Raw genomic sequence first — 21,286 nt, 5'->3', positions numbered from 1 at the left:
CACACGGCGGTCCAGCGTATCGTCCAAGGGGGTCGCCGTCCCGTGAGGGGCGGCGACCCATAGTTTGCCAAGGCCCGGGAAACCGCTTCCGCCATGCATGCCACCGCCAGCAACGCCGCGACACCTCTTGAGCGCTCCGCCGGGACAGGCCGCGCCGCGAAGGACGCGCGCAACGACCTGATCTTCGGAGGCGTACTCAAGGCCTGCGCCCTTATCGTGCTGCTCTCGCTCATCGGCGCGGCGGGCTCGACGCTGTGGCTGGGCCAGGATGCCTTCCGCACCTTCGGCTGGGGCTTCCTCACGAGCGCCGCGTGGGATCCCAGCAACGACCAGTACGGTGCGCTCGTGCCCATCATGGGTACCGTCGGCACCGCCTTCATCGCCCTCCTGTTCGCCGTGCCGATCAGCTTCGGCATCGCCCTCTTCCTCACCGAGATCGCCCCGCAGTGGCTACGCGGTCCGGTCGCCTCGGCCATCGAACTGCTGGCCGGCATCCCTTCGATCATCTACGGCATGTGGGGCCTCTTCATCTTCGCCCCGTTCGTCGCCACGCACATCAAGCCGTGGCTGATGAACAATTTCAGCGCGGATCCGCCCGACGGGCAGGTGTCGTGGCTGGTGCAGCACGTGCCCTTCATCGCGAAGTTCTTCTCCAGCGAATACCCATTCTTCGGCGCCGGCGTGCTCACCGCGGGCCTGGTGCTGGCGGTGATGATCATCCCGTTCATTTCCTCGGTGATGCGCGAGGTCTTCCAGACGGTACCCACGCGCCTCAAGGAATCGGCCTATGCCCTGGGTTCGAGCACCTGGGAAGTGGTCTGGGACATCGTGGTGCCCTACACCCGCACGGCCGTCATCGGCGGCGTGTTCCTCGGCCTCGGTCGCGCGCTGGGTGAAACCATGGCGGTCGCCTTCGTGCTCGGCAACACGTTCAAGTTCTCCCTCTCGTTCCTCGAGACCGGCAGCTCCATCGCCTCCACCATCGCCAACCAGTTCGGCGAGGCCCAGGGCTTGCAGCGCTCCGCGCTGATGGCCATCGCCTTCCTGCTTTTCGTGGTGACCTTCATCGTGCTGCTGATCGCGCGCCTCATGCTCCGCCGCCTCGCCACGAAGGAGGGCAACTGATGTCCGCCTCGCTCTATACCAAGCGCCGCATCACGAACGTCGTCGCGATGGTGCTCAGCGTGACCGCCACCGGCATCGGCCTGCTGTTCCTCGCCTGGATCCTCTGGGAGACCCTGAGCCAGGGCATCACCGCGCTGAAGCCGCAGCTGTTCACCAAGATCACGGCCTATCGCGAGGAAGGCGGTCTGGCGAACGCCATGGTCGGCAGCCTGATCCTGAACATCCTGGGCATCCTCATCGCCACGCCCATCGGCGTCGCCGCCGGCACGTGGCTGGCGGAGTACTCGCGCCGTTCGCGCCTGGGCCCGACCATCCGCTTCCTCAACGACATCCTGCTGTCGGCGCCGTCGATCGTGCTGGGATTGTTTGTCTACACCATCGTGGTGCTGCCTTCGAAGTACCTGTCGAACGGCAACATCACCTTCTCGGGTATCGCCGGTGGCGTCGCCCTCGCCCTGATCGCCCTGCCCGTCATCGTCCGCACCACCGACGAGATGCTGCGCCTGGTGCCCGGCACCCTGCGCGAGGCCGCGCTGTCGCTCGGCGTACCCCAGTGGAAGCTCACCACGCAGATCCTGATCCGCGCCGCCCGTTCGGGTATCGTCACCGGCGTGCTGCTGGCCCTCGCCCGCATCAGCGGCGAAACCGCGCCGCTGCTGTTCACCGCCTTCGGCAACAACTTCATGACCTTCAACCCTCTCGACAAGATGCCGAGCCTGCCGCAGGTCATCTACGAGTACACGAAGGATCCGAGCCCGGACATCAACACCCTCGCCTGGGCCGGCGCCTTCGTCCTCACGATGTTCGTGCTGGCGCTCAGCCTGATCGCCCGTCTCGCCTTCCGCTCCAAGGTGTCCCATGACTAACATGAACGAAGTCGCCTCCCAGCCCGGGTTCGGCACGTCGCCCCATGCCTCGGGCGTGGACCTTGGCCAGGTGCCGGCGAAGATGATCGCGCGCAACGTGAACTTCCATTACGGCGAGTTCCACGCGCTGAAGGACATCGCCATGGACGTGCCGGAGAAGCAGGTCACGGCCATCATCGGTCCGTCCGGCTGCGGCAAGTCCACCCTGCTGCGCATCTTCAACCGCATCTATGCCATCTACCCGAACCTGCGCGCCAGCGGCGAGATCATCCTCGACGGGGAGAACATCCTCGATCCGAAGTATTCGCTGAACCGCCTGCGCAGCAAGGTGGGCATGGTGTTCCAGAAGCCCGTGCCGTTCCCGATGACCATCTTCGAGAACGTGGCCTATGGCATCCGCCACCACGAGAAGCTCTCGCGAGCCGACATGGAGAGCCGCGTCGAACAAGCCCTGCGCGGCGCCGCGCTGTGGGACGAGGTGAAGGACAAGCTGAAGCAGAGCGCGCTGGGCCTTTCCGGCGGCCAGCAGCAGCGCCTGTGCATCGCCCGCGGCATCGCGCTGAAGCCCGAAGTGCTGCTTCTCGACGAACCCACCTCGGCGCTCGACCCGATCGCCACGAGCCGTATCGAGCAGCTGGTGGAAGAGCTGAAAAAGGATTTCACGATCGTCATCGTGACGCACAACATGCAGCAGGCGGCGCGCTGCTCGGACATGACCGCCTTCATGTACATGGGCGAGCTGATCGAGTTCGACCGGACGGAAAAGATCTTCACCAAGCCGGACAAGAAGCAGACCGAAGATTACATCACCGGCCGTTTCGGCTGAGCCCACCTTTCCGAGGTTAGCGATGAACACCACGCACCAGCACATCATCAAGAGCTACGACGACGAACTGAAGCGCCTTACCGGCGAAATCGTCAAGATGGGCGAACTCGCCGTCGCCCAGCTCGAGGCCGCCATCGACGTGGTAGAGCGCCGCGACGAGCGCGCCGCCCAGCGCGTGGTCGACAACGACGATGCGCTCGACGCGCTCGAGCAGGAAATCAGCCAGGACGTGGTCCGCCTTCTGGCCCTGCGCGCGCCGATCGCCGGCGACCTGCGCAACGTGTTCGCCGCCCTGCGCATCGCCGCGGACATCGAGCGTATCGGCGACTACGCCGCCAACGTGGCCAAGCGCTCCATCCCGCTGAGCCGCGTGGCGCCGATCACCGCCGCCGGCGGCCTGGCAAACCTCGCGGAACTCGCCGCCGAACAGCTGCGCAATGTGCTCAAGGCGTACCACGACCAGGATGCCGAGGCCGCCTACGAGGTGTGGAAGTCGGACGCGGACCTCGACGAGGCCTATACGGTGGTGTTCCGCGCCCTCCTCACCTACATGATGGAAGATCCGCGCAACATCACGCCCTGCACGCACCTGTTGTTCATGGCGAAGAACATCGAACGCATCGGCGACCACGCGACCAATATCGCCGAGAACGTATGGTTCGTGGTCCATGGCGAACCGCTGGTGGCGCCGCGCACGAAGCGCGACAACACGGCGAGCCCGGATTTCGACAAGTAAGGCGTCGTTGTAGGAGCCGCTATAGCGGCGAGAGCAATCGTGCGGATTGTCGCGAGATTTTCCTCGCCGCTATAGCGGCTCCTACATCAAGCAGTAATTTTCAAGCCGACGATCCCGATCACGATCAACCCGACGCACAGCAGCCGCAACGGCTGCGCCGATTCGCCGAACAGAACGATACCGAGCGTCACGGCACCCACCGCGCCGATGCCCGTCCACACCGCATAGGCCGTTCCCAGCGGAAGCTTCTTCGTGGCGATGGCGAGCAGCACGATGCTGACCACCATGGCGCCGGCCGTCAGCACGCTGGGCACAAGGCGGGTGAAACCTTCGGTGTATTTCAGGCCAACGGCCCAGGCGATCTCGAAGAGACCGGCAAGCACGAGAACAGTCCAGTACATGGATAAGCTCCGCAAAGGCGGGGTTGTCCCCGCGGAGATGATGCGCATCGCGGGGTCGTCCCCGCGAGCGGACCGGCCTTGCGCCGATCCTCCCAATATCCTACATCACGCGCGTAACCCCCCGCTGACCGGCACCACAGAGCGTGGGGGCCGGCAGACCGTGGGAGCCGACTGTGCCGGCAGACCGTGGGAGCCGGCTGTGCCGGCAAACCGTGGGAGCCGGCTGTGCCGGCGATCCCGCGGCAGCGGGCAAGGTCGCCGCGAGCACCCATCGCCGCCGAAGCGGCTCCCGCATTTGGGCCGCAACTACGGAAGCGGCCCCACCGCAGCCTTCTTCAACTTCACGCCGCGCACGATGCCGTACACGCTGATGAGAAACCAGGCGAGTTCCTGGAGGAACGCCGAGAGATTGAACGTGCCGAAGATCAGCGACAGCAGGATGCCGAAAGCGCCGACCAGGTTCATCCCCTGGTACAGGTAACCCTGCCCGGATAGCTTGTGCGCCTGGAGCAGGAAGAACGCCACGAGCACCAGCGTCACGCCGATCAGGCCGGCCCAGTCATGCCAGAACAGGTTCATCGCCCACCTCCCCGCTGACGCAATGCCTCGAACAGCACGACGCCGGTCGCCACGGAGACGTTGAGACTCTCCATGCTTCCCGGCATCGGTATCTTCGCCACGAAATCGCAGGTCTCGCGGGTGAGGCGGCGCATGCCGTCGCCTTCGCTGCCCATCACCAGCGCGATCGGTCCCTTCAGGTCGATGTCGTAGATCGACTGGTCGGTATCGCCGTCGAGGCCGGTGATCCAGACACCGGCATCTTTCAGCAGGCGCAATGCCCGGGCGAGGTTGGTCGCCGCGATCACCGGCACGAGGTCCGCACCTCCGGCCGAGGCGCGACGCACGGTGGGCGTGATGCCCACCGCGCGATCCTTCGGGACGACCACCGCGGTGACTTTCGCCGCCGCCGCGCTGCGCAGGCAGGCACCGAGGTTGTGCGGATCGGTGACGCCGTCCAGCACCAGCACCAGCGCATCGGAACCGGCGGCCTCGAGCAGCGCGGGAAGGTCGTTCTCGCCACGCAGCGGCGGCGTTTCGTAACGCGCGATCACGCCCTGGTGGCGGGCTTCGCCACCGAGCTTTTCCAGTTGATCCTTGCCCACCGTCTTTACCGGCAGGCCGAGCCGGCGCGCCTGCGCGGCGATCTCGTTCACACGCGCATTCTTCGAGTTCTGCTCGATCACCACTTCACGGACACGATCCGGGTCGTTGGCGAGGGCGCCTTCGACCGGATTGATGCCGACGATCCAGGTTTCACTCATGGTTGCGGCTTGCTCCTGGGTTTACGCGGCGGCGTTCTCTTCGCCGCTGTTTTCTTCGCGGTGGTGCGCTTTGCCGGCGCCGCCTTGGCCGCCGCCTTCGGGGCGTTGGTCCCGGCGGCCGGTTTCTTCGCAACGGGGCCGCCGGAAGCACGGCGCCTTGACGCCGTCTTCGGCGCCACGGAAGCCTCCCTCTCCGTGCGGGAGCCGCGCTTGTGCGCAGGTGTCACGGCCTCGGATTCCGCCGCGCCCCGCCGTGCGGGCCGCGCATGATGCTCCGTCGCCGGCCCGGCGGCAACCGGCGCCTTGGCCTTGGTGCCGAAGATGCGACCGACCGCCTTCTTCGCGGCGCGGCCGATGGCCTTGCCGGCCGCGGCCATGCCCTTCTTCGGCGCCGGCGCCGGCGCGGCAGGCAGGGGTGCCGGCGGCTTGGGCAGCGCGGTCAGACGGGCGACGAGGCGGAAATCGATCTTGCGATCCTCGAGGCTCGCGCGCAGCACCTGCACGCTCACGTAGTCGCCCAGGCGATAGCTCGCGCCCGTGCGCTCGCCCGACAAAAGGTGGCGCACCGGATCGAACTTGTAATAGTCGTTCGGCAGCTGCGATACGTGGACAAGACCCGACACACGCGAGGCGGCCAGTTCCACGAACAGTCCGAACGAGGTGACGCCGGTGATCGTGCCGGCGAACTCCTCGCCCACGTGCTTTTCCATCCAGGCGCACTTGAAGCGCTCGTCGACGTCGCGCTCGGCCTCCTCGGCACGGCGCTCGCGCTGCGAACAATGCACGGCCATCGAGGCCATCTGCCCTTCGCTGTACAGGTAGTCGGCCGGCTTGCCCCTGGTCAGGGCGTAGCGGATGGCACGGTGCACGAGCAGATCCGGGTAGCGGCGGATCGGCGAGGTGAAGTGCGCATACGCATCGAGCGCCAGGCCGAAGTGGCCCTGGTTCTCCGGGTGGTAGACGGCCATGCTCTGCGCACGCAGCAGGACCGACTGGATCAGCTCGGCCTCGGGGCGATCGTGCACCTTCTTCAGCAAGGCCGAGAAGTCGGCCGGCGTCACTTCGTCCACCGGCGGCATCTTCAGCTTGAACTCGCGCAGGAACTGCAGCAGGTCGTCGTACTTCTCCGCCGGCGGCGGCGCGTGCACCCGATAAAGCGCCGGGATCTTCCGCTTCGAGAGGAACTTCGCCGCCTGCACGTTCGCGGCGATCATGCACTCTTCGATCAGCTTGTGCGCGTCGTTGCGATCGGTGGCGCCCATGGAGACGACATCGCCGGTGGGGGCGAGACGGAACTTCACTTCCGGCGTCTCGAAATCGATGGCACCGCGGCGCTTCCGCGCTTTCGCCATCGCCTTGTAGAGCTTGTGCAGGGTATCCACCTGCGGCAACACCTGGGCGATCTCCTCGCGCACGTCGGCGTTCCGCTCGCCCACCGCCTGCCATACCTTGTTGTAGGTGAGGCGCGCATGCGAATACATCACCGCGTCGTAGAACTTCGAGTGGACGACTTCGCCTTCGGCATCGATCTCCATGTCGCACACCATGCACAGGCGGTCGACCCTGGGGTTCAGCGAACAGATGCCGTTGGACAGCGTCTCCGGCAGCATCGGCACGACGAAGCCGGGGAAATAGGTGGACGTGCTGCGCTCGTAGGCTTCGGTATCCAGCGGCGTCCCCACCGGCACGTAGTGCGAGACGTCGGCGATGGCGACGATGAGCCGGAAGCCGCCGCCCTTCAGTGCCTCGGCATACACGGCATCGTCGAAATCGCGCGCGTCCTCGCCGTCGATCGTGACCAGCGGCAGCTTGCGGAGGTCCACCCTGCCCTTGCGCTCGTCCGCCGTGACCTTGGGCTCGACCTCCTCGGCCTGGCGGATCACCTGGGCCGGCCACTCGTGCGGCAGGTCGTGGCTAGCAATGGCCATTTCCACGACCAGCGACGGCTGCAGACGCTCGCCCAGCACGGCGCGGATCGTGCCCAACGGGCCGCGATGCGGCGTCGGCGGATCGGTGATCTCGGCCACCACGATCTCGCCCGAACGGGCACCGGCGTCCCGCCCGGCGGGAATCATGATGTTCTGGTGCAGGCGGCGGTCGTCCGGCTCGACCAGGGTCACGCCGTTCTCGACCACCACACGGCCCACCAGCCGCGGCGAACGCCGCTCCAGCACCTCCACAATGGCGCCCTGGCGGCGGCCGCGGCGGTCGATGCCGACCACGCTGGCGAGCACGCGGTCGCCATGCAGCACGCTGCGCATCTGCGAGGGCGAGAGGTAGAGGTCCTCCCCGCCCTCGTCGGGACGGAGGAAGCCGTAGCCATCGGCGTTGGCGATGACGCGACCGGGGATGAGGCTGAGCTTCTGCGCCGGCGCGTAGCCGCCGCGGCGGTTCCGCAGCAACTGGCCGTCGCGGATCATCGCCCCCAGGCGCTTGCCCAGGGCGTTGATCTCGTAATCGGTGAACAGGCGGAGGGCCCGGGCGATGTCCTCGGCCAGCAGGAGCTCGCCGCGCTCCTCGAGCAGCGCGAGGATGGCCTCGCGGCTGGGGATCGGCTGGTCGTAGCGCTGGGCCTCGCGGTCGGCGTGGGGGTCGACCACCGCCGGCGAGGGCGTGCGGTCGTGGTATTTGGCCAGGGCCTTCCCCGGTCGGGTGGCCTTGGCCTTACGGGGGCCGCGATCCGCGCCCGAGCCTTTCTTTTTCTTCGTCACTTAGTAACCTTTGGATGGGGACGTGAAATAGTTTCACATCCGGGGTGCAAAATCGTTGACAAGTTTCCCCGACCTACCTAATCTACGCGGCTCACGGGGCGGCGAAGCTGCTTCGGGACACCTGCCCAGGTGGCGGAATTGGTAGACGCACTAGTTTCAGGTACTAGCGGGTAAAACCGTGGAGGTTCGAGTCCTCTCTTGGGCACCAATTATAGACGAAGCCCGCAGCGATGCGGGCTTTGTTGTATCTGGGATTCAGAAAGACGCGCTTGGTCCACGTTTGGTACACAGACTGGTACACAATGCGCCCCTCCTACCTGCTCCTGAGGAACGAGACGTATCACCTCCGCCTCAGGGTTCCATTGACGCTTAAAGAGGTCATCGGATGCACTGAGCTGCGGCTGTCGCTGTTCGAAGGGAGTCAGCGGGCCGCGATCCTCAAGGCTGGCTACCTCGCTTACCAGATTCGTCAGTTCTTCTCGCACGTTCGCAGACTCATGAAGCACCTCCCCCGCACCGAGATCGACCGCCTTGTCCGTGATTGGAAGGCAAGGATGATTGACAGGGACGGTGAGGTCCGGCGGCTGATCGAGACTGGGCTAGGGAGCATGTCGTTGGCGGCCTATGGTGCCGGGTGCGATGCAATGGGCGACGAGTACCGCGAGCTCGCCGAGGCCATCCTGCCGCCCTCCGTGACCGATGTGCACTGCATTTCTGCCACCGGGCAAGCACTGACACGGGCTCGGGCTCGCGCCGTCGAACTCGCTACTGAGGTAGCGCCGGATGACGACGCCTCAGACTGGTCGCCGCTCATTGAGCGTGCCACCTACGACAGTCTCGACGCCGTGTCCGGACGCGACCTGATCCAGACTTGGCTGCCCGAAGCTGCGAGTCTGTACTACGCAAAATCAGTGGCCTCGGAAGAACCTGGTCGAACGCTGGAGCACCTGCGCCCCTCGGCCGCCAAGCCTGTTCACGCCGCTGTTGGCTCGTCGACTTCAGCCACTGCGGAGACAGTCTCTGAGGCGCCCCCAGTGCTCATCAGCGAGCCTCGCGCGGGCGGCAGCGGTATATCCCTAGGCGACGCGTGGAGCCGCTACACAAAGGCACAGAGCGCTAGGCAAGCGGCATGGAAAAACGCGGTCCCCGATAGCGCACGGCTCGCCTATGAGGACTTCAGCGGTCTTGTCGGGGAGTCGAGGCAACTAACGAGTTTCACGCGTAAAGACCTGTCGGCGTTCGAGGCCTTCGCGAACAGGCGCCCGCGCAGAGGCACCGCAGCCTATCGCGGGATGACCGTCGCGCAGCTAGCCTCGGCCACCATCGCGCTGGACGCCATGCAATCGAAGACCCGCGTGGCGGAGTCCATCGACCGTATCAAGAGCTTCTTTCGTTGGTGCACCGAAGAGCATCTCATTGATAAGTCGCCCGCTCAGGGCCTAGGGGCCTTCCTGCCAGAGGGCGGCGCGCAGGCGCCGCGCGAAGCATGGACCAAGGAAGAAATCCGCACACTGCTGCATCCGGACAACCTCCGTAGGTTCTTGGACAGTCGGAATCAGAAAGGCCGGCGGTCCAAGGCGCAGCGCTATACGTACTTCCCCTGGCTTCTCGTGCTCGCAACCTACACCGGTGCCCGACTCAACGAGCTGGGCGGCCTGCTCGTGTCCGACTTCGAGCCGGTCCACGCGGCCAGCGACGATGAAACTCCCGTCATCCTGATCCAGCCAAACCACCTTCGGACGCTAAAGACGGCACAGGCATCCCGTGCGATCCCATTGCACCCTCATCTGATCGATCTTGGGATTTGGGATCTCATTCGACACCGCCGAGAGGATATCGGCGCCACGCAGGCGCTGTGGACACCGGTGCGCAAGGATGATCCGGCGGGAAAGGTAACCGACGATTTCAAGGCCTATACCGAAATGCTCGGCCTTTACGTCAAGAACGTGAAGGTATTCCACTCCTTCAGGCACACGTTCAAGACCTCATGCCGAGGGCTTCTGGACGACGGCGCGCTGAACAGTATTGTCGGCCACGCGACATCTGACGCGACTGGCGGCGTGTACGAGCACGCGTTGCAAGTCCCCCGCCACAGGCATCACGAGGCGCTAAGCGGTCTGGATTTTGGCATTGACATCAAGGGGCTCCGCGCCCTCCTTGCCGAGTGCCGGAGCACCGACGACAGCGGGCGCTCGTATGCGACACGCAAACCTCGCGTCGGCTGATTAAGGGAAGCGGCCCGCTGTGAGCGAGCTAAGCGCCTGCTCCGGCGCCGGGAATAATAAAACATGCAGCATAGGAGCGAAGCACTGAGGGATATCCAAAGGAATGCTAAGGGCTCCTTAGGATTCCTGAGGGACCGTTCCGGCTTCTGCGACCTCTCGACCGCCGCAACCGGTGGTGAGAATAAAAGTCGGAACATAGGAGGAACGTAGTTCCCTCCCGAAGGATTCCTTAAGGCTCCTTAAGGCTCCTTAGGTCACCTGAAGAGCCAAGATGGACACCAAGGGGGGTTGTAGATATAAGTCACAGCATAGGAGGAAGGTGGGAGAGGATACTGAGAGAGTCCCCTATAGAGACGTAAAGGCTCTTTCGACACTTAAGGCTGAGCACCAGAGCCCTCCCCAGGTCAGCCGGATAAAACACGAAGCCTAGGGGGAACGTAGTTCCCTCCCTTAAAGGTTCCTTGAGGGTCATGAGGCCTCCATATGGCTCACTCCCTCTGCTCATCCTCGTTCTCCCCGCACAGCGGGTATAACTGCGATCCTAGGGGGAACGTAGTTGCCTACCCTAGGGACTCCTAATGAGCCTAAGGGCCGCTAGGTCTCCACAGGATTCTCCCGGTAGTGGTCATCGACCCCCTCCCCTCTAGGTGGGTATAACCACGAACCTAGCGGGGCCGTAGTTCCCACCCCGAAAACCTCCCACGGTTTGCTAAGGAGCCATCGTGGCTCACGTGGCTAGAGAGACGACCTAAGGTGGCGTAGGAGGCAACTGCCCCCCCCACTCCCATGGCTGGAAGTCTGTAGGACCTCAAGGGAGACGCAAAATATTCTGGAAAGATTTCCGCTGGGGTATCGAACGGTAGACCTACCTCATTCCCCCCCCTGTACCCCAGCCTGTCACAGCCCTCGCCGCAGGTGCATACGTGGCCCGATCTCTCGCCCGGCGATGCCGCCATGACCAACGCGGAGCTGACACACATCCGCGACGCCAGTTCCTCGGTTGCAGATTCGATCCGTCTCGGCAAAGAGACAGCACGCCTCGTCGCGTCGATCAGGCGCTAAGCCAAGGCAAGCGGGTGAGTGCTTGGTTCCGTTGTAAGCGTGCCATCACTGAGCTTCGCTACGGCCATTGTCGCGGTCATCGCTCGATCACCACTGAGCCGCGCACCGTCACCGTCAGGCCGTGCGGCTCTCCGAGCTAGTTCCTCAAGGCCGACTGACGCTCCAATAGGTTCCGAACACTTGTCTTGTGCCACCTCGCCCCGCGCGGCGTCAGGATGCCTTTGCCGTTGAGCGCTGCCGCCAATGAGCCTAGCCCTGTCACTCCCAGCAAGCGCAGTTCGTCCACGACGGGGCGAAGGTCTCGTGCGTGGTCATCAGCAACTCGCTTGATGGCTTCAAGACTAGCCGCGTTGCCCTTAGACGCTCGCCTGAGCGCCTCGGCACCGTTGGGATTGCCCAGCACCACCCCGCGAGCCTTCGCGGCCCTCAGAGCATCTTTGGTGCGGCTGGAAATGGCTTGCCGCTCCTGCTCAGCCACCAGCGCCATGATCCCTACCGTGAGGTCATTGGCATCCGGCATGTCCGCCGCGACGAAGCGTACTCCGCTGTCCCGAAGTGCCAGCAGAAACGCCGCGTTGCGCGACAGACGATCGAGCTTCGCGATCACCAGCGTGGAACCCGTGACCTTGGCGAGATGAAGAGCCTTGAGCAGCTCCGGCCGGTCGCTCGACCCGCCGCTCTCCACTTCCACGAATACATCGACAAGCTGAGCGCCGCGCTGCGTCACATGCGCAGCGATGGCCGCCTTCTGGGCTTCAAGGCCCAGCCCGCTGGCTCCCTGACGCTTAGTCGAGACTCGGAGGTAGCCAACAGTCTTCATGGGTACACAATGGCGTAACGACGGTTAGTCCATTGTGTACCTTTAGCCTGGCGATGCCAAGCGCTGTCGCTAGACGAGTTCCTCAGCGAGCGTCGGCACCCCTTTCGCGAGAACGACGAACAACCTCTCAATCGCCTCGGTGCTAGCGAAGGTCTTCACCCCGCCGAAAGCGCTCACCGCCCACGCAAGCAACTCGGTCAGATCGTGGCCTTGCATTACCTGGCGGGAGTCAGGAGCGTCTGCACCCTTCCACGCCGCCCAACTCGCAATCACCTCAGCCTTCCTTCGGAACAACTGATTGCTGTTGAGCAGCGCATCGATATACCGCTCGGCGTCAAAGATCACCTCATCTTTCCGACGGCTAAGATACCGACGGAGGGCAACCCAACTCATATTCAGCGTCAGCTGCCTATCGACGAGTCGTAGGGAATACAGATCACGAAGAACGCACTCGATCGACCTAGCGAAGCGTACGACGTCGGTGACGTCGGCAGCCGCAGCGACCCTCACGATCTCCCGCAGAGCCTCTGGGGTAAGGAAATGTGCCTCCACACACGTGAACATTGTCCACTTCAATCTCACGACCTCTTCGAGCCCCGCGAACCAGTGGTCTAAGTCACGGTCCGCCATAAACCTGACAGCCGCGCCCTCCTGGAGTTCTTCGAGCTCTTTAGCTAAAGCTATCACTCGCTGCCTATTTCCGAGCGTTAGTCCGTACTTAGCTAGAACCTCGCGAGAAACGTTTACTGAGTCGATTGAGTAAAAAACCGGGCATTTTGCCTGCCCCTCATACACGCGATTGAACACCTCGCAGTCGAAGACCCCCTCAACAAACACATCACGAAGAGTAGGTTCATTTTCATACCGAGCGATTAGTTCTTCTATCAGCCAGCGTTCTTGCCCAGTCATGGGCGACGATCCAGCCGGACAACGCGGTGGCGATGTTGAGCCAAGAGCTCCATCGAATGGGATGCAAACAAGAATTGGACGGAGGCGCCGTCGGTCATCTGTAAAAGCGACTGGACAAGCTGACGCTGCCACTTCACGTTCAACGATAGCTCCGGTTCATCAATCATGAAAACGGTAGGAGCATCACGTGCCGTTAGAACATAACAAAGCAGGAGAAGAAGCTGCTGCTCACCGGACGAAAGGTGCTCCGCGCGGAGCGGCTTCCCCAACCTATTTACGATCGAGAAACCCTGACTCAACTTATACGATATAATTTTGTCGCTGAGCATTTCGTTGACCATCACAACAAAGCGATCAATCAACCGAAAAAGTGGCTCAAGCGCGGAAAGTTTACTTTCCACGCTCTTTACGTAAGGCTTCAATAAATTGGCAGCGAGCTCCGCCTTCTTCGCGCTTCGCGTAGACAACGCCTTCTGAAAATCACCCGTTGGCAGATGAGTGGTGAACTCATATCGAGCCAACGCCGCCGACCGCTCATCAATGTCCCGCAGCTTCCTGACGAGCTGCGCCAGATCAGGCTGCTCGTTGCTTTCGGAAGTCCGCCCCCTTGGCGGAGCGATCTTGTGCAGAACATCCGCGTAGACCGAATGGACATTAGTTGAGCCCCTATTCGTTCCGCTCACCGCAGTTCGGCTAACCCATTGCGACGCTTTATTCATGGCCTGCGCAAGGGCGATCTCACGCGCCCGCGCAACAAGCTGGTTTAGCTTCTTGGGCTCGCCATAGCTCAAGGTGCGCCGAACGTCCATCTCATCAGAGGGATCTGACACCGCGTCACTATCAAGCCTTCTATCGGCGCTGAGGATAAACACCGTTGGCACGATGGCACCGAGTGCCTCCATATAGTGTTGCTGACCATGGGCTACGCCATCAGGACGCCGCGAAGCTCTGAGTCGCCTGCGAGTGGTTCCGTTTGCATCTTGATAGACGTAGACCTCTCGATATTCGTCATCGAACAATCGCTCGTTGTCAGGTGCATATTCCCAGACGGCAGTGTCAGAGCCGTTCGTCTGGATCGCCAGACGAAGGTACGTTACGCCCCGCTTCGTCAGCCTTTCAGCAATTAGCGCCGAGCCGTTCGCAAGATCCACACGCAAGCACGAGAAGTCGGCAGCGTAAAGCGCCGTGCGATGACCTCGGTTATTCGCGGCAGAGAGTAGGTGAAATGCAAGCCGGAGCACCGTACTTTTGCCCGCTCCATTATCACCGTAGAGGATGGCTGCATTATTCAGATCCTCCTCTTGAGGCAAAACATAATCGTAGAGGCCAAAGAGGTCCCTTACTTCCATCCTTGTGATCAGCGTCGCAGTCATCATCCACCCTGTCGTAACTGTGATATCACCTTCTCAAAGCAGCGCGAAGTTCTCGCATCCGGCCGCCCCATTCCGACCGCCCCGAAGACAGTCGCGCCCCATTCTTTCGCTTTCCCTTCGCCCATCGGATGCTTCCTACTACCCGGCTTCATCTGTAGTTTTACAGTGAAGCTTCTTCGATGTGCGGCGTGCTCGCTACCTGCGCAGCAATCACCGCGCCCGTCAGCTCTGGATCGCGGTACTGGAGGTAGACGTCGGCAAGGTAGCCCATTGCGCACTTGGCTTTCCGTTCAACTCCATCCTCAGGTTTCGCTCGCAGACGGTTTGCAGCTTTCCTGATACTTGTCGCCATCGTGCATCCCTCTTGCAGTTAGTGAATACAGTCCGTGTACACGTCAGTCCGCTCTTCGGCGATGATCGCAGCCAAGGTTAGAACGGGATCTCAATCTCCAATTTGGTCGATCGGATTAGCTCGGCGTTGACAGCGTCCCCATTCCTTTCGAGCCGCTCGATAGATTTATCCATGCGATCAAAAGCCGCCTGTTCGAACTCAGGCGAGACAAACCCGTGCTCTGCTACTACGAACTCGTGCATCCACTTTCGAACCGGCATCACGCCGCTCTTGGATACCGTGGCACGAACGAGATTATTTACCCACACCGCCGCGTCTCCCGTGGAAAGAAAGCGTCCGATTCCAGTTGCGGCTCTTATGTCGGCGATCTGAACGCCTACTCCAAGTGCAGACAAAAGATGATCTTTGACCATATCTCTATATTGAGGACTGACCGTCTGGAGGTCAGGGGCTCGGAAGAACCCTCGGCGGTACCGATCAATTTCTTGCTCAGATCCCTGCCGCACCAGTAACGCGAATTCATCGGCGACTTCGGTCTGTCGGGCTGGCGGCAATGCTGCGAGGACCGCCCTGAACGTGGCCGTCAGTCTCCCAACTCGCCCTATGTCGTCGAATTCGGCCTCGTGTTCCGCAAGGGCTTCCGGCAACAGCACCTTCGCAAGCCTCATAAGATGAGATTCCCGCACACCGGAAAGCAGGTGCTTCATTAAGCTACCGCTTTTGGTGTCAGCAACGACCTTCGCAAGGACCTGCTCCGCCGTTAGGCCCACCGCCAAGCGCCGCGAATCTCCGACCTCTGAAGTAATTAGGTCAATTAGGCCCACTGCAATTCCACAGGAGGCTTTCGTGGGGCTCGCCTCACCCAGGCGCACGAGGCGCGCGGGATGAATGAGATTTCTGTAAGAGCGAACCACAGCGCAGAGGTCGGCGGTCCTCTCCGTTATGGCTTTCTCTTTGAGGCACTCTTTGATAGCGTCAGAAAAGTCCAGCCGCAGTGTGGCCGGTTTGCCTCCATCGCTTGGTCGCGATACTAGGAAGTCCATCAGGAGGCTCTCTACGATGCTGCCTGCAAGGACCTGCGCGCTCTTCCACGCCTCGGCCTCAACGCAGCGCTGCATCTCGATGTAGTCGCTTTCTAGCGCGGCCCGAAGTCCACCATGTTCGATGTAATCAAATTCCGTCATCCCTCCCCCCCCCGCGAGCACGTAATGTCTGCCACGTACTGGTCCACAAGCAAGCTTGCGCGCTGACGATGATCGCTATAGAATCAGCAACTTAGCGGCGTGTCTATCGAGTCCTCTCTTGGGCACCAATTATAGACGAAGCCCCGCAGCGATGCGGGGCTTCGTTGTTTTCGGGCTTTGAATCGCCATGACCAGTTATCCGGCTCCCTCACCCACCGATCTTTCCCCGGAAGCCATCGCGCTCCTCGAGAAGGCGAGGATGTCCCGAATCGCCATTGACGATGCAGCACGTGATACCGCGACAGCCGCCGATGAACTTCGCCGTTATGCCAGGTTCTCACGCCCCGGCCAGCCCTCGGCGCACATCGTGCAACTCAGGCAACGACAAGCCAGGGCCCGCATCAAGTCGTCGCAGGCGAAACAGGCTTTCCTGCAAGCGGCGCGGGAATTCGTCCATACGGCTGGACTATTGCCGGCGAACATGTCCCTGGAGTCGTTCGTGCTGGAATGCATCGAACGAGCCGCACAAGGCCCATCGCGCTGAACCCGTCCGCGGTGCGGCCACTGGACTGCTTCGCTGATTGATCCTGCTACCTGACGACACAAAGGCATCATTCGCAATGGATAGCAGTTTTCGCCAGCGCGTGGTTGCGTCTAGGTGCGCCCGCACATGTTCACTGGTGAAACCACTTGAGGCAAGGATTTGCGTTGCGGGTTATCTGGCTCCGTAGGTGGCGATAGGGAGTGCAGGACAACCGAGGCTGTGGGTCCCGGCTTTCGCCGGGACGACCCCACAGCGCACTTAAATTGGAGTGTCGGCGCGACCGGCGTAATCCTCCAGCCAATGCCTTGCTATCCAGTAATCCTCTGCGAATCCCCGTAACTGTGCCACGGCGTCCGAGGCGGTAAGGCTGAGTGCCCAATCGGCATATCGCAGAAAGGCGGCAAGTCGACTGTTCAGGTCGTCGCGAACGGTCGCCCCGGCGAGACCTTCAAATGTATATTGGCCGTAGGGAAGGTTCATGAGACGGGCCGCGTCAAATCGCCAGTCCTTGTGTGTGCTTGCGGGCAGTAATTCCAGATCGAATACCCATGGGTACTGCTCGGGGAACCCAGGAGGTTTGACAGGAATCCGACTCTCTTTGTCGCGAAGAAAGGCGTGCCGGAAACAAACGCAGTGAGCGACGCTTCCAGACGAGGCGAACCGCCCGCCTCCGCGAACCCATCCGATCTGCACGCCATGAATCTCGGCGAAGAGAGACTTCCCGCATCGAACGAATCCCCTGCCGAGCAACGGTCTGGACACTACCTCGTCAAAGAAACTCTCAAAAGCTGCTTTATCCACGGTAACGTTATCCCTGGTCCGATCGGTCAGCCTTCCGGTTTTCCGCCGATTCTAGTCTCGTGACATGACATTGAAAATGGTCGTCACGAGAGGCGAGAACCAGCTACTTCTTGTAGCCGAGGGCCGTGATGGCGTTCATGCGTTTCTTCCCCTCGACTGAGACGTGTGCGCCTGGTCATCGAGGCAGTATTCAACGGCGCTTGTCTCGATCACGATGTCGAGGTCGCGGTGTTCTACCGGGCCGTCGGCCAAGCGGCGTGCAAGAACGTGCGCGATCAGCAACGTGTTGCGGATCGTGATTGGGAAGTGTCGCGTGCGCAGGAAGTAGTAGACATAGTTCTGCAATTCCCATGGCACCGATTTCCAATCGTCAGCGCTCGGCCCACCCGTCTCGTTAGCCATGTGAAAGCTCCTTCTACCCTTCCCAAGCAAGGACAAGGCCATGCCAGCATTCTTCCGGCCTGGACCTGTATTGCCACTGTCCGCAGACACCTTGTGCCGGACAAGGTGGACAACGCCCAGGCAAGCCTGCTGTACCGCGCAATTCACAGGTAACGACGTAAGCCTTCGCGAAGCGCTGGGGCGGGAAGGCGCTGGGTGCCTGTCTTCGCAGGCACGACGGGTAGCGGATGCCACCTGCGCAAAATCGATTCCGTTGGGCGCCATTTGTCCCTCAATTGCCGATGATGCTGCCGCTCACTCCAAGACCAGCCGACCCACTTGGGAGGGGTGGCATCCCTGACACCTCAGCCGGTCCCTTCCTACGCGGCCCCACGCCAACCCGGCGTCCAGAGCGAAAACGACCGACATCCGCGCCCGCAGCCCTGTATAATCAGCCCGGTAAGGCCCGGTGGGAGAAGCGGAAGGACCCGCTGCCGAAGGCGCAACGCCCGTAATCGCTCAGGCTCCCATACCACCGCGCAGTCATCACTCTGGAGAGACCGGTTCGATCCGGCGCCGAAGGTGCAAGGGGCTCCACGCCTCCAAACTCTCAGGCAAAAGGACAGAGGGGCGCCCCACGTGCCGGCACGGCACGTTATTCCGGATGCCTCCAAAGCCCATGAGCCAGAAAACTTCGCTGCGCGACCTCGAAAACCACGGCGCCTTCATCGAGCGCCACATCGGCCCGAACGACACCGAGATCGCCGAGATGCTGCGCGTGGTCGGCCACGCCTCGCTCGACGCCCTGACCGACGCCATCGTTCCCGGCTCGATCAAGTCGCCCGCCCCGCTCGCCCTGCCCCGCGCCGTGACCGAAGAGGAAGCGCTGGCGAAGATCCGCGCCATCGCCGACCGCAACACCGTGTTCCGCAGCTTCATCGGCCAGGGCTACCACGGCACGCTCACGCCGAACGTCATCCTGCGCAACGTGCTGGAGAACCCGGCCTGGTACACGGCTTATACGCCGTACCAGGCGGAGATCTCGCAGGGCCGCATGGAAGCCCTTATCAACTTCCAGACGATGGTCGCCGACCTCACCGGCATGGATATCTCCAACGCGTCGCTGCTCGACGAGGGCACGGCCGCAGCCGAGGCCATGACGCTGGCGAAGCGCTCGGCGAAGTCGAAGTCGAACGTGTTCTTCGTCTCGAAGGACGTGCATCCGCAGACGCTGGAAGTGCTGCGCACGCGCGCCGACGGCATCGGTATCGAGCTGCACGTGGGCGACGATGCCGACGCCGCCGGTGTCGAGAGCTTCGGCGTGCTGCTGCAGTACCCGAACACCTACGGCCGCATCAACGATTACAAGACCCTTGCCGACGCCACGCATGCGCGCGGCGGCATCGTCTGCGTCGCCACCGACCTGCTCGCGCTGACGCTGATCGCCGCGCCGGGCACCTGGGGCGCCGACATCGTGGTCGGCAACACGCAGCGCTTCGGCGTGCCTTACGGTTTCGGGGGCCCGCATGCCGCCTACCTCGCCTGCCGCGACGCGTACAAGCGCTCGATGCCGGGCCGTCTGATCGGCGTCTCCGTCGACACCGAGGGCAAGCCGGCCTACCGCCTTACCCTGCAGACCCGCGAACAGCACATCCGTCGCGAAAAGGCCACGTCGAACATCTGCACCGCGCAGGTGCTGCTGGCCGTCATGGCGAGCATGTACGCCGTGTACCACGGTCCGGAAGGCCTCGTGCGCATTGCCCGCCGCACGCACCGCCTCGCCACGATCCTGGCCGTGGCCCTGCGCCGCGCCGGCGTCGCCGTTGGCGGCGACTTCTTCGACACCCTGCATGTGACGGGCATCGATGCGAAGGCGATCCACGCGAAGGCCGTGGCCGCGCGGATCAACCTGCGCGCGATCGACGCCTCCAGCGTCGGCATCAGCCTCGACGAGACGACCACCCGCGCCGACGTGATCGCCATCGCCGGGGTCTTCGGCGGCAGCATCGACGACATCGACGCGCTCGATGCGGAAGTGCACGACGCCCTGCCGCGCCCGTTGCTGCGCGACACGGACTTCCTCCAGCACCCGGTGTTCAACACGCACCATAGCGAGCACGAACTGCTTCGTTACCTGCGCAGCCTCGCCGACAAGGACCTCGCACTGGACCGCACGATGATCCCGCTGGGTTCGTGCACCATGAAGCTCAACGCCACCGCCGAGATGATCCCGGTGACGTGGCCGGAGTTCGCCAACATCCATCCGCTGGCCCCGGCCGACCAGGCGCAAGGCTACAAGCAGCTGATCGACGAACTGGAAGCGATGCTCGTCGAATGCACCGGCTACGACGCCGTGAGTCTGCAACCGAATTCGGGCGCGCAGGGCGAATACGCCGGCCTGCTGGCGATCCGCGCCTACCACCGCTCGCGCGGCGAAGGGCATCGCGACATCTGCCTGATCCCGGAATCCGCGCACGGGACCAACCCGGCCTCGGCGCAGATGTGCGGCATGACCGTCGTGGTCACGCGCTGCGACGCGAACGGCAACGTCGACGTGGACGACATCCGCGCGAAGGCCGAGAAGTATGCCGACCGCCTCGCCGCCATCATGATCACCTACCCCTCCACGCACGGCGTGTTCGAGGAAGACGTGGTCGCCATCTGCGAAGCCGTGCACAAGCATGGCGGCCAGGTGTACACCGACGGCGCGAACATGAATGCGCTGGTCGGTGTGGCGAAGCCGGGCAAGTGGGGCTCGGACGTGTCCCACCTCAACCTGCACAAGACCTTCTGCATCCCGCACGGCGGCGGTGGCCCGGGCGTCGGCCCGTGCGCGGTCAAGTCGCACCTCGCGCCGTTCCTGCCGCGCGCCTTCGGCGGCGAGGGCGACGTGGGCATGGTCAGCGCGGCCACCTTCGGCTCGGCGTCGATCCTGCCGATCTCGTGGATGTACATCACGCTGATGGGCACGGAAGGCCTGCGCAAGGCCACCCAGGTGGCCCTGCTCAATGCCAACTACGTCGCGAAGCGCCTCGCCTCGCACTTCAAGACGCTGTACACGGGCCGCAACGGGCTGGTGGCGCACGAGTGCATCCTCGACCTGCGTCCGCTCAAGGACGCCACGGGCATTGGCGCGGAAGACGTGGCGAAGCGCCTCATCGACTTCGGCTTCCATGCGCCGACGCTGTCCTTCCCGGTCGCCGGCACGCTCATGGTCGAGCCGACCGAGAGCGAATCGCTGCACGAGCTGGATCGCTTCATCGACGCCATGATCCAGATCCGCGACGAGATCCGCGCGGTGGAAGACGGCCGCCTGGACCGCGAGGACAACCCGCTGCGCAACGCCCCGCACACGGCCACCATGGTCACGGGCAGCGAGTGGACCCACGCCTACCCGCGCGAACTGGCGGCCTTCCCGCTGCCGTCGCTGAAGCTGTCGAAGTACTGGCCGCCGGTGTCCCGCGTGGATAACGTGTATGGCGACAAGAACGTGATGTGCGCATGCATCCCGATCGACGCGTATAAGGAAGACGTGGAGGCGTGAGCCCAAAGCCGCCCTGCCTCGCAGGGCGGCTTTTTTTGTGGGAGCCGCTATAGCGGCGAGAAGCCCACGGAGCGATGAAGCGGCGAGGCACATTCCCCTCGCCG

18 protein-coding genes, 1 tRNA gene and 1 riboswitch are annotated in these 21,286 nt (G+C 63.0%); of the genes, 8 read left to right on the top strand and 11 right to left on the bottom strand.

Annotation, left to right across the window (positions count from 1 at the left end; all coding sequences use genetic code 11):
- Nucleotides 1–93: 93 nt before the first annotated feature.
- The 4 genes from pstC (at nucleotide 94) to phoU (ending at nucleotide 3,553) form a co-directional block, all read left to right on the top strand.
- Entirely contained in the window at nucleotides 94–1,125 is a 1,032-nt protein-coding gene (pstC, locus tag HBF32_RS01410; RefSeq protein ID WP_166697852.1) for a phosphate ABC transporter permease subunit PstC, read from the top strand.
- Nucleotides 1,125–1,991, top strand: coding sequence for a phosphate ABC transporter permease PstA (gene pstA / locus HBF32_RS01405; RefSeq protein ID WP_166697851.1), 867 nt, complete (start codon nucleotides 1,125–1,127; stop codon nucleotides 1,989–1,991). Before pstC ends, pstA begins: the two co-directional genes overlap by 1 nt.
- An 82-nt stretch (nucleotides 1,992–2,073) precedes the next feature.
- Entirely contained in the window at nucleotides 2,074–2,817 is a 744-nt protein-coding gene (gene pstB, locus HBF32_RS01400) for a phosphate ABC transporter ATP-binding protein PstB (protein WP_240147865.1), read from the top strand.
- Between the two features lie 22 nt (nucleotides 2,818–2,839).
- Entirely contained in the window at nucleotides 2,840–3,553 is a 714-nt protein-coding gene (gene phoU, locus HBF32_RS01395) for a phosphate signaling complex protein PhoU (protein ID WP_166697849.1), read from the top strand.
- 86 nt (nucleotides 3,554–3,639) lie between these two features.
- Here phoU and sugE read toward each other — a convergent pair whose 3' ends face one another.
- The 4 genes from sugE to rnr form a co-directional block, all read right to left on the bottom strand.
- Entirely contained in the window at nucleotides 3,640–3,954 is a 315-nt protein-coding gene (sugE, locus tag HBF32_RS01390) for a quaternary ammonium compound efflux SMR transporter SugE (RefSeq protein ID WP_166697848.1), read from the bottom strand.
- 306 nt (nucleotides 3,955–4,260) lie between these two features.
- A complete protein-coding gene (locus HBF32_RS01385; RefSeq protein ID WP_166697847.1) occupies nucleotides 4,261–4,533 on the bottom strand; it encodes a CBU_0592 family membrane protein in 273 nt (90 codons plus the stop codon).
- Nucleotides 4,530–5,276: a 23S rRNA (guanosine(2251)-2'-O)-methyltransferase RlmB gene (gene rlmB / locus HBF32_RS01380; protein WP_166697846.1), complete on the bottom strand. Its 747-nt coding sequence runs from the start codon at nucleotides 5,274–5,276 to the stop codon at nucleotides 4,530–4,532. Before rlmB ends, HBF32_RS01385 begins: the two co-directional genes overlap by 4 nt.
- A complete protein-coding gene (gene rnr / locus HBF32_RS01375) occupies nucleotides 5,273–7,987 on the bottom strand; it encodes a ribonuclease R (RefSeq protein WP_425482167.1) in 2,715 nt (904 codons plus the stop codon). The genes rlmB and rnr overlap by 4 nt, the downstream gene beginning before the upstream one ends.
- A 123-nt stretch (nucleotides 7,988–8,110) precedes the next feature.
- On the opposite strand from rnr, the gene HBF32_RS01370 reads away from it, so the two are divergent.
- Nucleotides 8,111–8,195, top strand: a tRNA-Leu gene (locus tag HBF32_RS01370).
- A 94-nt stretch (nucleotides 8,196–8,289) separates the two neighbouring features.
- Nucleotides 8,290–10,212: a DUF6538 domain-containing protein gene (locus HBF32_RS01365; RefSeq protein ID WP_205287677.1), complete on the top strand. Its 1,923-nt coding sequence runs from the start codon at nucleotides 8,290–8,292 to the stop codon at nucleotides 10,210–10,212.
- A gap of 1,198 nt (nucleotides 10,213–11,410) precedes the next feature.
- Here the strand turns inward: HBF32_RS01365 and HBF32_RS01360 are convergent.
- From HBF32_RS01360 to HBF32_RS01340, 5 genes are all read right to left on the bottom strand, one after another.
- On the bottom strand, nucleotides 11,411–12,094 hold the full coding sequence (locus HBF32_RS01360) for a recombinase family protein (RefSeq protein WP_166697844.1): 684 nt from the start codon (nucleotides 12,092–12,094) through the stop codon (nucleotides 11,411–11,413).
- Between the two features lie 69 nt (nucleotides 12,095–12,163).
- Nucleotides 12,164–13,003 carry a hypothetical protein gene (locus HBF32_RS01355; protein WP_166697843.1) on the bottom strand — a complete coding sequence of 280 codons (840 nt, stop codon included), beginning with the start codon at nucleotides 13,001–13,003 and terminating at the stop codon, nucleotides 12,164–12,166.
- Nucleotides 13,000–14,379, bottom strand: coding sequence for an AAA family ATPase (locus HBF32_RS01350; RefSeq protein WP_166697842.1), 1,380 nt, complete (start codon nucleotides 14,377–14,379; stop codon nucleotides 13,000–13,002). The genes HBF32_RS01355 and HBF32_RS01350 overlap by 4 nt, the downstream gene beginning before the upstream one ends.
- A gap of 157 nt (nucleotides 14,380–14,536) precedes the next feature.
- On the bottom strand, nucleotides 14,537–14,728 hold the full coding sequence (locus HBF32_RS01345) for a hypothetical protein (protein WP_166697841.1): 192 nt from the start codon (nucleotides 14,726–14,728) through the stop codon (nucleotides 14,537–14,539).
- Nucleotides 14,729–14,805: 77 nt separating this feature from the next.
- On the bottom strand, nucleotides 14,806–15,912 hold the full coding sequence (locus HBF32_RS01340; RefSeq protein ID WP_166697840.1) for a hypothetical protein: 1,107 nt from the start codon (nucleotides 15,910–15,912) through the stop codon (nucleotides 14,806–14,808).
- A 187-nt stretch (nucleotides 15,913–16,099) separates the two neighbouring features.
- On the opposite strand from HBF32_RS01340, the gene HBF32_RS01335 reads away from it, so the two are divergent.
- A complete protein-coding gene (locus tag HBF32_RS01335) occupies nucleotides 16,100–16,456 on the top strand; it encodes a hypothetical protein (protein ID WP_166697839.1) in 357 nt (118 codons plus the stop codon).
- Between the two features lie 258 nt (nucleotides 16,457–16,714).
- On the opposite strand, the gene HBF32_RS01330 is transcribed toward HBF32_RS01335, so the two are convergent.
- Together HBF32_RS01330 and HBF32_RS01325 are read right to left on the bottom strand one after the other, a co-directional pair.
- A complete protein-coding gene (locus tag HBF32_RS01330; RefSeq protein ID WP_166697838.1) occupies nucleotides 16,715–17,257 on the bottom strand; it encodes a hypothetical protein in 543 nt (180 codons plus the stop codon).
- 135 nt (nucleotides 17,258–17,392) lie between these two features.
- Entirely contained in the window at nucleotides 17,393–17,659 is a 267-nt protein-coding gene (locus HBF32_RS01325; protein WP_166697837.1) for a hypothetical protein, read from the bottom strand.
- A gap of 520 nt (nucleotides 17,660–18,179) precedes the next feature.
- Nucleotides 18,180–18,274, top strand: a riboswitch (glycine riboswitch).
- A 43-nt stretch (nucleotides 18,275–18,317) separates the two neighbouring features.
- On the opposite strand from HBF32_RS01325, the gene gcvP reads away from it, so the two are divergent.
- Entirely contained in the window at nucleotides 18,318–21,182 is a 2,865-nt protein-coding gene (gene gcvP / locus HBF32_RS01320) for an aminomethyl-transferring glycine dehydrogenase (protein WP_166697836.1), read from the top strand.
- The last annotated feature ends 104 nt before the right edge of the window (nucleotides 21,183–21,286 follow it).

Source organism: Luteibacter yeojuensis, from assembly GCF_011742875.1.
GTDB classification, from domain to species: Bacteria; Pseudomonadota; Gammaproteobacteria; order Xanthomonadales; family Rhodanobacteraceae; genus Luteibacter; species Luteibacter yeojuensis.
The sequence above is the reverse complement of the archived record's forward strand: the minus strand, read 5'-3'. Positions and strand labels throughout refer to the sequence as shown.